The sequence below is a fragment of the Pararhodobacter aggregans genome (assembly GCF_003075525.1).
Classification (GTDB): Bacteria; Pseudomonadota; Alphaproteobacteria; order Rhodobacterales; family Rhodobacteraceae; genus Pararhodobacter; species Pararhodobacter aggregans.
In genome coordinates this window covers 101,501-112,702 of the sequence record NZ_QDDR01000001.1, presented here as the reverse complement: position 1 = coordinate 112,702, position 11,202 = coordinate 101,501, and the positions used below count along the sequence as shown (strand labels likewise).

Genomic DNA, 11,202 nt, shown 5'->3' with positions numbered 1-11,202 from the left:
CCGCCGATCCGCCCCATGCGAAAGCCCCGGCGCGCGAACGCCGGGGCCATCGGGGAAGCTGGCCTGGGCCTTCAGCCCTGCAGATCGGCCCACATCTGCTGATCGCGCTCGGCGGTCCAGATGCGGGGGGTGTCGAGGCCGCGGGCTTCGTCATAGGCCCGCGCCACGTTGAAGGGCAGGCAATGTTCGTAGATCGCATACTCCTTGAACTTGGGGTCGCATTCGGCGCGCACCGCGTCCCAGGCTTCCTTCAGCGAACCGCCCCGGGCCGCCACTTTCTGCACCGGGCGATAGGTCGAGCGGACGAAATCGGCGGTGTTTTCCAGGGCCTTGGCCACCATCTCTTCACCGACCAGCGCGTCGCCGCGGCCCGGCGCGATCGCCTTCGGCTCATAGGCCGCGATGTTCATCAGCGTGTCTTCCCAGTCGCTGAAATGCCCGTCGCCGCAATAGCAGGCCGAGTGGTATTCGACGATGTCGCCGGTGAACATCACCTCCTGATCCGGGACCCAGACCACGGCGTCACCGGCCGTATGGGCCCGGCCGAGGTGCAGGATGTCGACCCGGCGGTTGCCGAGGTAGACGGTCATGGAATCCGAGAAGGTGGTGGTCGGCCAGGTCAGGCCGGGGATTTCCTCGTGTCCCTGGAACAGGCGCGGGAAGCGGCCGAATTCGCTGTCCCAATCCTCCTGCCCGCGTTCCACGACCATGGCGCGGGCGACGTCGGACATGATGATTTCCCGCGCGCCATAGGCGCTGGCGCCCAGCACGCGGACCGCGTGGTAATGGGTCAGGACCAGATGCGAGATCGGCTTGTCGGTGACGCTGCGGACGCATTCCATCACCTTGCGCGCCAAGCGGGGCGTTGCCTGCGCCTCGACGATCATCACGCTGTCGTCGCCGATGATGACGCCGGTGTTCGGATCGCCCTCGGCGGTGAAGGCGTAAAGGCCCTCGCCCACCTGCGTGAAGGACGTCTTTTTCTCGGTCATGTCGCCTTGCGAGGCAAAGGCCTTGGCCATGGGAATACTCCAGTCAGAAAGCGGCTCAGCGCTGGGCGATGGGAAGCCAGAGCGCGACGGCCGGGAAGATGATCACCAGCAACAGCGCGGTGATCTGGATCAGCACGAAGGGAATGACACCGCGATAGATGGTGCGGATCGGCAGCTCGGGCGCGATGCCGCGCAGGTAGAACAGAGCATAGCCGAAGGGCGGCGTCAGGAACGAGGTCTGCAGGTTCACCGCCAGCGCGATGGCGAACCAGATCATCACCTGGTCCCCCGGCAGCCCGAAATCAAGCTGCGCGACGATGGGCGCGACGATCGGCACCACGACGGCGGTGATCTCGACCCAATCGAGGAAGAAGCCCAAGAGGAACACCAGCGCCATGATGATGAAGAGGACGGTGTAGGGGCTCGTCTCATGGATGTTGAACAGATCGAGGATCATCGCATCCCCGCCCAGCCGCCGGAACACCACCGAGAAGATCGAGGCGCCGATCATCACGAAGACGATCATGGCCGTGGTCTTCGTCGTCTCGTGCAGCGCGCCCCTGAGCGCGCCCAGCGTCAGCTTGCGCGACAAGAGCGCCAGGAGCAGCGCCCCGGTCGCGCCGATGGCGGCGGATTCGGTGGGCGTGGCGATGCCGGCGATGATCGTGCCCAGCACGGAAAGGATCAACGCCATCGGCGCCAGCAGGTCGCGGGTCAGGGCCCAGGCGGTCTCGGCCATGCTGCGGCGCTCGATCACCTCGGGCGCGGGCACCCGGTGCGGCTGGAAGATCGCCACGGCGCCGAGATAGAGGAAATAGAGCCCCGACAGCACCAGCCCCGGCACGATGGCCCCCATGAAGAGGTCGCCCACGGAAACCCGCAGCTGGTCGCCGAGGATAATCAGCATGATCGAGGGCGGCAGCAGGATCCCCAAGGTGCCCGACGAGGCGATGAGCCCCGAGGCCAGTTGCATGTCGTATTTCGCCTCGCGCATCGCGGGCAGCGACATCATCCCCATCATCACCACCGAGGCGCCGATGATGCCGGTCGAGGCGGCCATGATGACGCCGATAATCATCACCGAAAAGGCATAGCCCCCCGGCGTGCGCTGAAACAGCGAGGCGAGCGAGCGCATCAGCCGTTCGGCGATGCCCGAGCGTTCCAGCATCAGCCCCATGAAGACGAAAAGCGGGATGGCGACCAGCAGCCAGTTGGTCAGCGTGCCGGAATAGATCCGCTGCACGCCCATCGACAGGAACAGCATCGGAATACCGTTCGCCACCGCGAACAGGATGCCGATGCCCGCCAGCACGAAGGCGACGGGATAGCCCGAGAAGATCCCGGCGATCAGGCCGAGGAGCATGAGTTCAGGGCCGAGGTGGTCGATCATTGGATGTCCTCGGACAGGTCGCCACGGGCGAGTTGGATCGCGGTGCCCAGCGCCCGCAGGATGCCCATCAGCCCCAGCAGGGCGAAGGACAGGGGCAGCATCGCCTTGATGAGCCAGCGTGCGTTCAGCCCGCCCTGGGTCGAGCCCTCGGCGGTGCGGAAGGCGACTTCGGCAAAGGCGAAACCGTACCAGGCGATGATGGCGCAGAACGGCAGCAGGAAGATCAGATCGCCGATCATCCGCACCCAGAGCCGCTGGCGCGGGCTCATCATCAGGGACAGGAAATCGACCGAGACATGGCGGTCGTCCCTCAGCGCCCAGATCCCCCCGAAGAGGACCAGCAGCGCGAAGATGTACCATTGCATGTCGTAAAGGCTGTTCACCGTCAGCGCCCGGCCCAGGACCGGCACCTGCCCCTCCCAGCCGATCAGGGTGTTCATGCCCATCTTGGCCCAGATCACCGAGATCAGGATCGTGGCGATCAGGGGAAGGGTGAGCCAGCTCGCCCAGGCCCCCGGCAGGCACAGGAGCGCCAGAAGGCGTTTCAGGATGCGCGGCATGGAATCTCCTCGGGCCCGGCAGGGTTTCGGGGGGCGGTTTCGCCGCCCCCCGTGAACCTGTCAACAGCGGATGCCTGTGGACAAAACACGGCTGTCGACAGAGTGCGTCCCTCAGCGCGCCGGAAGCGCTTGCAGGGTGCTCCATTCGCCGACGCTGTCCATATAGGCGCGCAGCGAGGTCAGCGCCTCGGCGAAGATCGGATCCTGCGCGGCCTGTTCGTCCAGCACCGCGTCCGAAGCCTCGCGCAGGGCCAGCAGCACCTCGTCGGGGAAACGGCGCACTTCGGTGCCCGCTTCGCGGATCGTGGCGATGGCGGCGGCCTGGCTGTTGATCTGGTCGCCCAGGTTATAGGCGATATTCGCCTGGCAGGCTTCGGTCATGATGTTCTGGGTGCGCTCGTCGAAGCTGTTCCAGACATCCATGTTGATGATGATGCTGTCCCAGCTCGACGGCTGATGCCAGCCGGGGAAGTAGTAGTATTGCGTCACGCGCTGGAAGCCGAGGCCGACGTCGAGCTGCGGCGCCGAGAATTCGGCCGCCTCGATGCGCCCGGTCTCGAGGCTGAGGAAGATCTCGCCCGCGGGAACCAGCTGGGTGTTCGCGCCCAGACGCGCCATGGCCATGCCGCCCAGACCGGCGATCCGCATGTTCAGGCCCTGCAGGTCGGCAGGCGTGTTGATCTCGCGGTTGAACCAGCCGCCAGCCTCGGCGCCGACCAGATGGCAGGGCAGGACCTTGACGTTGAACGGGTCATAGGCGCGCTGGATGATCTCCAGACCGCCGCCCTGGAACATCCAGCCCAGCGCCACGTCCGGCGAGGGGCCGAAGGGCATCGAGCCCACGAGGTTCGCGACCGGGATCTGCTGCGCCCAGTAGCCGATCCAGTCGAAACCCATCGGCAGCGCGCCCGAGCTGACGGCGCCGAAGACTTCGAAACCGGGGACGAAATCGCCCGCGCCATGCACGTTGATGGTCACCGCGCCGTCGGTCATTTCGTGCACGCGGTCAGCCCAGAGCTGCGGGCTCGGCCCGATCGAGGGCACGTTCAGGCCAAACACGCTTTGCAGGTCAAAGCTTTGCGCCTGGGCGGCACCGGTCGCAGCCAGCACCAGCGCGACAGCGGTGAACCCGCGCAACTTGTTGAAGTTGCTCATCAAGAATCCTCCCAAATGATGCGCCGCGGCAAGCGGCGCCTCCCCTTGAGCGCCGATTGATCTATCTGCGCCTGCCATTTTGTTAGCCATCAACAAATCTATTTGCAACTGACAAATTTTGTGCCAGACGAAAAAAGAGCGCGCCGGACCGATCGCAGGACCGGCGCCGGACGTCACAGGTCGGGAGGACAGGATGCAGGGAGTGAAAGGCGCCGTGGCCGTGGTCACGGGGGCCGCGCAGGGCAACGGACGCGCCATCGCGCTGGGGCTGGCGGCAGCGGGGGCCCGGGTCGCCTGCTGCGATCTTCAGGGCGATCAGGTCGAAGGTCTGGCCCGAGAGATCAGCGAATCGGGGGGAAAGGCGATCGGGCTCAGGCTCGACGTAACGGAGGCCGCGGATTGCGCCTCTGCCGCCGACGCGGTGGCCGCGCGGTTGGGCGCGGCCACCATCCTCGTGAACAACGCGGGCATCATCCGCCGCACCCTGCCCGACGCGGAAAGCTTCGCGCAGGACTGGGACGCGGTGATCCGCGTGAACGCCACCGGCACCATGCAGATGATCCGCGCCTTCCTGCCGCAGCTGCGCCAGACGAAGGGCCGGATCGTCAACCTGGGCTCGATCATGTCGGTGACGGCGGGTCCCGGGCTGGCCGCCTATGCCGCCTCCAAGGGGGCGGTGCTGCAGTTGACCAAGGTGCTGGCGCATGACCTCGCGCCCGACGGGATCCGGGTCAACGCCATCGCGCCCGGCGTGATCGAGACGCCGATGACCGAGGTCACCCGCGCCGACCCCGAGGCCATCGGCCGCTTCATGGCCCATACGCCGATGCGCCGCCCCGGCCGCCCCGAAGAGCTGGTCGGTCCGGTGCTGTTCCTCGCCTCCGAGGCGTCAAGCTACATGACGGGCGCGCTGCTGCCCGTCGACGGCGGCTATCTGGCCGCGTGACAGGGAAGAAAGTCATGGAACGACAAGAAGTTGATGTCCTGGTCGTCGGATCGGGCGCGGGCGGCCTGTCCAGCGCCGTCGCCGCGGCGCACCGGCGCCTCAAGGTGCTGGTGGTCGAGAAGGAGCCGGTCTTCGGCGGCACCACCGCGCGCTCGGGCGGCTGGATGTGGATCCCCGGCAACGGGCCGGAACTGCGCGCGGGCATCGAGGACAACGCCGAGAAGGCGCGGATCTATCTGCAACACGAAGCGGGCGCGCATTTCGACGCCGAGCGGGTCGATGCCTTCCTGGAGGCCGGACCGAAGGCGGTGCAGTTCTTCGAAGAGAACACGGCGCTGCAATTCGACCTCGGCCCGTTCTTCGCCGATTACCACCCCGACGCGCCGGGTGGCATGGACGGCGGGCGCTCGATCGTTGCGCGGCCCTTCGACGGGCGGGAACTCGGCCCCGAGATCCGCCGCCTGCGCCCGCCGCTGCAGGAAATCACCTTCCTGGGCATGATGATCGGCTCGGGCAAGGAACTGCTGCATTTCTTCAACGTGATGCGCTCGCCCGTCTCGGCTTTCTACGTCGGCAAGCTGTTCCTGAAATTCGTCCGCGACATGGCCTTCCACGGCCGCCCGATGCGGCTGATGAACGGCAATGCGCTGGCCGGGCGGCTGGCGAAATCGGCCTTCGACAAGGGCGTGCCGATCTGGACCCATGCGCCGGTGCGCAGCCTGATCCGTGACGATCAGGGCCGGGTGATCGGCGCCCGCATCGATCGCCGCGACGGCCCGGTCGAGGTGATCGCACGCAAAGGCGTGGTGCTGGCCGCGGGCGGCTTCCCGCAGGACATCGCCCGCCGCAAGGCGCTGATGCCGCATGCGCCCAATGGCTATGAACACGTCACCCCCGCCCCGCCCGGCAACACCGGCGACGGGCTCCGGCTGGGCGAATCGGTCGGCGCCACGGTCGACACCTCGCTGCCGCATGCCGCCGCCTGGGTGCCGATCTCGCGCCCGGTCCGGGCCGACGGCACGCTCGGCACCTTCCCGCATTTCGTCGACCGCTCCAAACCCGGGGTCATCGCCGTGACCCGCTCGGGCCGCCGCTTCGTCAACGAATCGAACTCGTACCACGATTTCTGCCAGGCCATGGTCGCCCGCAACCGCGAGGAAGCGGGCGAAGGGGCGGAGCCCGCCGCCTGGTTCATCACCGACCACCGCGCCTTCCGCAAATACGGGCTCGGCTTCGCCAAACCCGCTCCGGTGCCGTACAAGGCGCTGATCCGGGACGGCTATCTGCTGCAAGGCCGGACGCTGAGGGAACTGGCCGCGCAATTCGGCGCCGATGGCGAGCAGCTGGAACGCACGGTGGCCGAGTTCAACACCCACGCCGCCCGCGGCGAGGATCCGGCCTTCGGCAAGGGCACGACCAGCTACAACCGTTCGCTGGGCGACCCCGAGCACGGACCGAACCCTTGCCTCGCGCCGATCAAGGACGGGCCCTTCTATGCCGTCCGGCTCTATGTCGGCGACCTCGGCACCTTCGCCGGGCTGAAGACCAACGCCAATGCGCAGGTGCTGGACGAAGAGGGCCGCCCGCTGGAAGGCCTCTATTCGGTGGGCAATGACGCGGCCTCGATCATGGGCGGCAATTACCCGGGTGGCGGGATCACCCTCGGCCCGGCGATCACCTTTGGCTATATCGCCGCGCGGCATATGGCCGGCGGCAATGACTGACCGTCAGGCACAGGGCGTCGCGCTGGGGTTCCTCGCGGCGCTCAGCTGGGGGGTCTACAACGTCGGCGCCGAGATCGGGCAGGCCAGCGGCTTCCGCCCGGCCGATCTGGCGCTCCTGCGCTATGGCGGCGCGGCGCTGCTGATGGCGCCGCTGCTGTTTCTGGCCCGCCACCGCCTGCCGCCCCTGCGGCGGGTGGCGGTGCTGGCGCTGATGGTCGGCCCCCTTTTCGCGCTGGCCTTCAACGAGGGCTTCCAGCGCGCGCCCCTCTCGCATGCGGTGGTCATCGGGCCGGGCATGTCGATGCTGGTCGCGAACCTGCTGGACCGCTGGACCGGCGGGCAGCGGCTGGGCTGGCGGCGGTTTCTGGGCATCGCGGTGCTGATCGGCGGGCTTCTCATCATCGCCTCGGACGCGCCCGCGGCGCGGGCGGGCCGTGGCTCGGTGCTGGCGGGGGATCTGTTCTTCGTCCTCTCGGGTTCGCTCTGGGGCGTCTATGTCTTCACCATGGGCCGCTGGAAGCTGCCCGCGGTCGAAACCACCGCCGCCATCGCCACGCTGGCGACACTGGTCTATCTGCCCCTCTATCTGTGGATCTGGGGCTGGCCCGCGATGGCCCCCGCCCTCTGGGCCGAGCAGGTCTTCTATCAGGGCGCGGTCGGCGGGTGCCTCGCTTTCGTCATCTTCGCCGCCGCGGTGATCCGGCTGGGCGCCGGGCGCGCCGCGCTTTTCTCGGCGCTGGTGCCGGGGTCGGCGGTGCTGCTGGCGATCCCTCTGGCCGGACAATGGCCGAACGCCACGCAATGGGCCGGTGTCGCGGTCACCACGCTGGGGCTGATGATCTCGCTCGACCTCCGGCGCGGATTGCCCGAGGGGCAGCAAGCTTGTAGCAGGGGTCGGGGGACAGCGTGACACGGGGACACGGGGTGGAGGAAGAAGCCGAGAAACCGGCCAAGGCGCAACGCGGCATCCGCTCGCTGGAGACGGCGGGCGCGATCCTTCAGGCCATGGCCGAGGCGGGCGGGCCGATGAAACTGCGCGATCTGGCCGAGGCGGTCGAGGTCGCGCCGGCGCAATTGCACCCCTATCTCGTCAGCCTGCGCGGCATGCGTATGGTCGAGCAGACGGCCTCGGGCCTCTATGGCCTCGGCCCCTTCGCGCTGGAGGTGGGGCTGGCCCGGCTCCGGGCGCAGGACGCCTATCACGAGGCGATCCTGCGCATCGAGTCGCTGGCCGAGGAAACCCGCCTGATGGTCGCGCTGACCGTCTGGGGCCCGCATGGCGCCACCATCGTCCATGTGCGCGAGATGATCGCCCGGATCCATGCCAACGTCCGGGCGGGCGGCGGTTTCGCCCTGACCTCGACCGCGACGGGGCGGCTGTTCGTGGCCTACCTGCCCGAGGCGGTGACCGAGCCGCAGATCCGCGCCGAACTGGCCGAGCGCGCCTCGGCCGATCCGCGCTTCGCCTTCGACGAGGCCGCCTATCGCGCCCAGGTTGCCCGGGTCCGCGACCGCGGCTGGGAGACGACGACCGACCTGCCGATCCCCGGCGTCTCGGCCGTCTGCGCCCCGATCTGCGATTATACCGGCGAGATGAAGCTGGCGGTGACGGTGATCGGCCCGACGCAGCAGATCGACCTGAGCCCCGACAGCCCCGTGGTCCGCGCCACGCTCGATTTCACCCGCCGCCTGTCGGCCGATCTGGGTTATCGCAGACAGGTCAGCGCCCCCGCGACCGGTCGGCGCGGCGGCGCCCGCTGATCAAAGCCCGAGGATCGTCACCGAACAGACGTTCTGCGCCGGTGCCCCGCCCAGATTATGCGTGAGCGCCGAATGTGGCGCCCCCAGCTGCCGGGCGCCCGCCTGCCCGGTGAGCTGCAACCAGCCCTCATAGAGCATCCTCAGCCCCGAGGCCCCGACCGGATGGCCGAAGCATTTCAGCCCGCCGTCGATCTGGCAGGGCTGCGCGCCATCGGCATCGAAACGCCCGTCCAGCATCGCCCGCCAGCCGGTGCCGGGCTCGGCCAGACCCAGATCCTCCAGCGTCACCAGTTCGGTGATCGAGAAGCAATCATGCAGCTCCGTCAGGCTGATCTGGCGGGGATCGGCGATCCCGGCCTCGGCATAGGCCGCCTTGGCCGCCTGCCGCGTGGTGTGGACATAGGCGCCGTTCCAGCCCTGCTGCTGCGCCTCCCAGCCGGTCGAGGCGACGATCTGCACCGCCTTGACCAGCACCGGCTCGGCCTGACCCAAGGCGCGGGCGATCTCGGGCGTGGTGACCAGCGCGCAGGCCGCCCCGTCCGAGACCGGGCAGCAATCGAAGAGCCCCAGCGGATCGGCCACCAGCGGCGCCTGCAGCGCCTGCTCTATCGTGATCGGCTTGCGCAGATGGGCCTTGTCGTTCCGCACCGCATTGGCGTGGCTTTTCATCGAGGTATGCGCCATGGCACGCTTCAGGTCCTGACGCGCGATGCCATGCACCGCCTCATAGGCGCGGGCCAGCTGGGCGAAATTCCCGGGGTTGGTATGGGTCGGCAGATACATCGGCGCCAGCGTCCCGCGCGTGGCGGTCGGCAGCCCCGCGAACCCGGTGTCCTTCAGCTTTTCCACCCCCATCGCCAGCGCGATATCCACGGAGCCCGAGGCCACGGCGAAGACCGCGCCGCGAAACGCCTCTGTCCCGCCCGCACAGAAATTCTCGACCCGGGTCACGCCGATATCCGGCAGGCCCAGCGCCATGGCCATCGGCACGCCCGACTTGCCCGCGCCGATGTCGTCGTAATGCGAGGAATACCAGGCGGCGCCGATCGCCGACGCCTCGATCCCCGCCCGGGTCAGCGCCTCGGCATAGGCTTCGCGCATCAGTTCCTCCTGACCGATGTCCCAGCGCTCGCCGAAACGCGAGCAGCCCATCGACAGGATCGCCACCTTGTCCATGATGCCGCTGGCCATCAGAGCCCCCTTCCCGTGTCGCGCACGGCTTTCCAGAAATAGCGCCGGTAGCCGCTGGTCTCGTCGATATCCTTGACCCGGAAGACGAAGCGCACCGGATCGCCGGGGGCCAGATCGGCCGCCCCGGGGTCGGTGAAATCCATCATCAGCCGCCCGCCGCCCCGCAGATCCACCAGCCCGTAGCAATTCGGCGGATGGCGGGAATGGGCCAGCCGGTCGGCGGTCGCCGTGGCAACGGTCCCGCCCCGATCCGCCAGCGGCCAATCCTCGCCCGGCAGGTCAAGGCGGGGCGGGAAGCGGATCAGGCCGGTCTCGGCCTCGCGCCGGGCGACGAAGCCCAGCAGCGCCTCGGCATTGCGATAGGCGGTGCTCTGGGCTTCCTGCACGATGAAGCGGCCGCGCAACCCGCGGTCCCAGTCCAGCCGTTCCTGAAAAGCCAGAAGTTTCAGGTAATTGCTTTCAGGGATGCCGTGATCCAGCGCGGGCAGACCGGGGTGATCCACCACTCCCGCCCCCGCTTTCAGGACCAGCGCCGTCGCCCCCTGCCCGAATTGCGCCAGCACGACGATCTGGCCCGGGGCGATGCGCGGCATTGCCGCGGCCAGCATCAGAAGCGGATGCGCGGCGCCGGTGTCGCCGGTGGTCTCGGCCAGATCCCCGGCCAGCGTCGCCTTGGTCAGGCCGGAGAGGCGGGCGATTGCAGCGGCGGTGCCGGGGATCGGACAGGGCAGGATCAGGTGATCGACCGCCCCGGCCGCCACCCCCGCCCGGTCCAGCGCCGCGGCGATGGCGGGCGGGACCTGCGCCTGATAGCCAGCCTCGCGCTGCCAGCGTTCCTCCCAGTCGAGCGCGGTCTCGGCGCCGCTGGCCCGGGTCCGGTGCAGGAAGGGCGCGCTGAGGCTGGCGCCGCCGAGATAGGCGAAAAGCCCCGCGCCCGGCCCGGTCAGCACCGCCGCGCCGCCGTCACCCATCCGCGATTCCGCCGTGCTGCCCGCTTGGGCGACCGGCCGGTCGGCGGCGGCGATCAGCGCGGGCTCGCCCCCTTCCAGCGCCGCCTGCAGCGCCAGCAGCGTGGCGCGCGGCGTGCCGGTCGCGTCCTGTGTCCGGCAGAGCGCGGGCAGGCGCAGCGCGGCGCGGATCAGGGCGGCGTTCTGCGGCTCGGCGAAGGGGGGCGTCGTGGTGGCGAAGGTCAGGCTGTCTGCGCTGTCCCCGCCCAGCGCCTCCTGCGCCGCCGCCACCGCGAGGGTGACGCTGTCCTCGTCCCAGAAGGCCAGCGTGCGCGTGCCGCGCCCGGCGCCCGCGCCCGGCACCAGCCAGCCCATCGCCTGCGCCATCGCCCGCCGCTCCAGCCTCAGCCGGGGCAGGCAAGAACCGATCCGGATGATATTGGCCATGGCCCCCTCCCCTGCCGCGCCGTGACAGGCGCCTCAGGCGGGGATATAATAGTTGGAACGGTCGTTCAACTAATTTCCGACCGCGGCCC

General features: G+C 68.8%; 10 protein-coding genes. 4 read left to right on the top strand and 6 right to left on the bottom strand.

The window, feature by feature from the left end; translation table 11 throughout:
- Positions 1 to 71: 71 nt before the first annotated feature.
- The 4 genes from DDE23_RS00565 to DDE23_RS00550 form a co-directional block, all read right to left on the bottom strand.
- A complete protein-coding gene (locus tag DDE23_RS00565) occupies positions 72 to 1,022 on the bottom strand; it encodes an MBL fold metallo-hydrolase (RefSeq protein WP_116548225.1) in 951 nt (316 codons plus the stop codon).
- Between the two features lie 25 nt (positions 1,023 to 1,047).
- Entirely contained in the window at positions 1,048 to 2,382 is a 1,335-nt protein-coding gene (locus DDE23_RS00560; protein WP_107754600.1) for a TRAP transporter large permease, read from the bottom strand.
- Positions 2,379 to 2,942: a TRAP transporter small permease subunit gene (locus tag DDE23_RS00555; RefSeq protein ID WP_107754599.1), complete on the bottom strand. Its 564-nt coding sequence runs from the start codon at positions 2,940 to 2,942 to the stop codon at positions 2,379 to 2,381. Before DDE23_RS00555 ends, DDE23_RS00560 begins: the two co-directional genes overlap by 4 nt.
- Before the next feature lie 111 nt (positions 2,943 to 3,053).
- Positions 3,054 to 4,097: a TRAP transporter substrate-binding protein gene (locus tag DDE23_RS00550; protein ID WP_107754598.1), complete on the bottom strand. Its 1,044-nt coding sequence runs from the start codon at positions 4,095 to 4,097 to the stop codon at positions 3,054 to 3,056.
- A 193-nt stretch (positions 4,098 to 4,290) separates the two neighbouring features.
- Here DDE23_RS00550 and DDE23_RS00545 point away from each other — a divergent pair, with 193 nt between their 5' ends.
- From DDE23_RS00545 to DDE23_RS00530, 4 genes are read left to right on the top strand one after another with little or no spacing between them, the layout of a single operon-like run.
- On the top strand, positions 4,291 to 5,043 hold the full coding sequence (locus tag DDE23_RS00545; protein WP_107754597.1) for an SDR family NAD(P)-dependent oxidoreductase: 753 nt from the start codon (positions 4,291 to 4,293) through the stop codon (positions 5,041 to 5,043).
- A gap of 14 nt (positions 5,044 to 5,057) precedes the next feature.
- Positions 5,058 to 6,767: an FAD-dependent oxidoreductase gene (locus DDE23_RS00540; RefSeq protein ID WP_107754596.1), complete on the top strand. Its 1,710-nt coding sequence runs from the start codon at positions 5,058 to 5,060 to the stop codon at positions 6,765 to 6,767.
- Complete coding sequence (locus DDE23_RS00535) at positions 6,760 to 7,677, top strand: DMT family transporter (RefSeq protein WP_157957942.1); 918 nt, start codon at positions 6,760 to 6,762, stop codon at positions 7,675 to 7,677. The genes DDE23_RS00540 and DDE23_RS00535 overlap by 8 nt, the downstream gene beginning before the upstream one ends.
- Positions 7,674 to 8,528: an IclR family transcriptional regulator gene (locus DDE23_RS00530; protein WP_133239504.1), complete on the top strand. Its 855-nt coding sequence runs from the start codon at positions 7,674 to 7,676 to the stop codon at positions 8,526 to 8,528. Before DDE23_RS00535 ends, DDE23_RS00530 begins: the two co-directional genes overlap by 4 nt.
- Here the strand turns inward: DDE23_RS00530 and DDE23_RS00525 are convergent, their stop codons facing one another.
- Positions 8,529 to 9,719, bottom strand: a complete 1,191-nt coding sequence (locus DDE23_RS00525; protein WP_107754593.1) for an acetyl-CoA acetyltransferase — start codon at positions 9,717 to 9,719, stop codon at positions 8,529 to 8,531. It lies immediately after the preceding gene.
- Positions 9,719 to 11,113 carry an OB-fold domain-containing protein gene (locus DDE23_RS00520; protein ID WP_107754592.1) on the bottom strand — a complete coding sequence of 465 codons (1,395 nt, stop codon included), beginning with the start codon at positions 11,111 to 11,113 and terminating at the stop codon, positions 9,719 to 9,721. Before DDE23_RS00520 ends, DDE23_RS00525 begins: the two co-directional genes overlap by 1 nt.
- Positions 11,114 to 11,202: the final 89 nt, after the last annotated feature.

What these genes read in the sequence shown, in the direction of transcription:
- DDE23_RS00535 (WP_157957942.1), top strand. Translation starts at nt 6,760, where the DNA reads ATGACTGACCGTCAGGCACAGGGCGTCGCGCTGGGGTTCCTCGCGGCG.
- DDE23_RS00565 (WP_116548225.1), bottom strand. Translation starts at nt 1,022, where the DNA reads ATGGCCAAGGCCTTTGCCTCGCAAGGCGACATGACCGAGAAAAAGACG.
- DDE23_RS00540 (WP_107754596.1), top strand. Translation starts at nt 5,058, where the DNA reads ATGGAACGACAAGAAGTTGATGTCCTGGTCGTCGGATCGGGCGCGGGC.
- DDE23_RS00525 (WP_107754593.1), bottom strand. Translation starts at nt 9,719, where the DNA reads ATGGCCAGCGGCATCATGGACAAGGTGGCGATCCTGTCGATGGGCTGC.
- DDE23_RS00550 (WP_107754598.1), bottom strand. Translation starts at nt 4,097, where the DNA reads ATGAGCAACTTCAACAAGTTGCGCGGGTTCACCGCTGTCGCGCTGGTG.
- DDE23_RS00520 (WP_107754592.1), bottom strand. Translation starts at nt 11,113, where the DNA reads ATGGCCAATATCATCCGGATCGGTTCTTGCCTGCCCCGGCTGAGGCTG.
- DDE23_RS00555 (WP_107754599.1), bottom strand. Translation starts at nt 2,942, where the DNA reads ATGCCGCGCATCCTGAAACGCCTTCTGGCGCTCCTGTGCCTGCCGGGG.
- DDE23_RS00545 (WP_107754597.1), top strand. Translation starts at nt 4,291, where the DNA reads ATGCAGGGAGTGAAAGGCGCCGTGGCCGTGGTCACGGGGGCCGCGCAG.
- DDE23_RS00560 (WP_107754600.1), bottom strand. Translation starts at nt 2,382, where the DNA reads ATGATCGACCACCTCGGCCCTGAACTCATGCTCCTCGGCCTGATCGCC.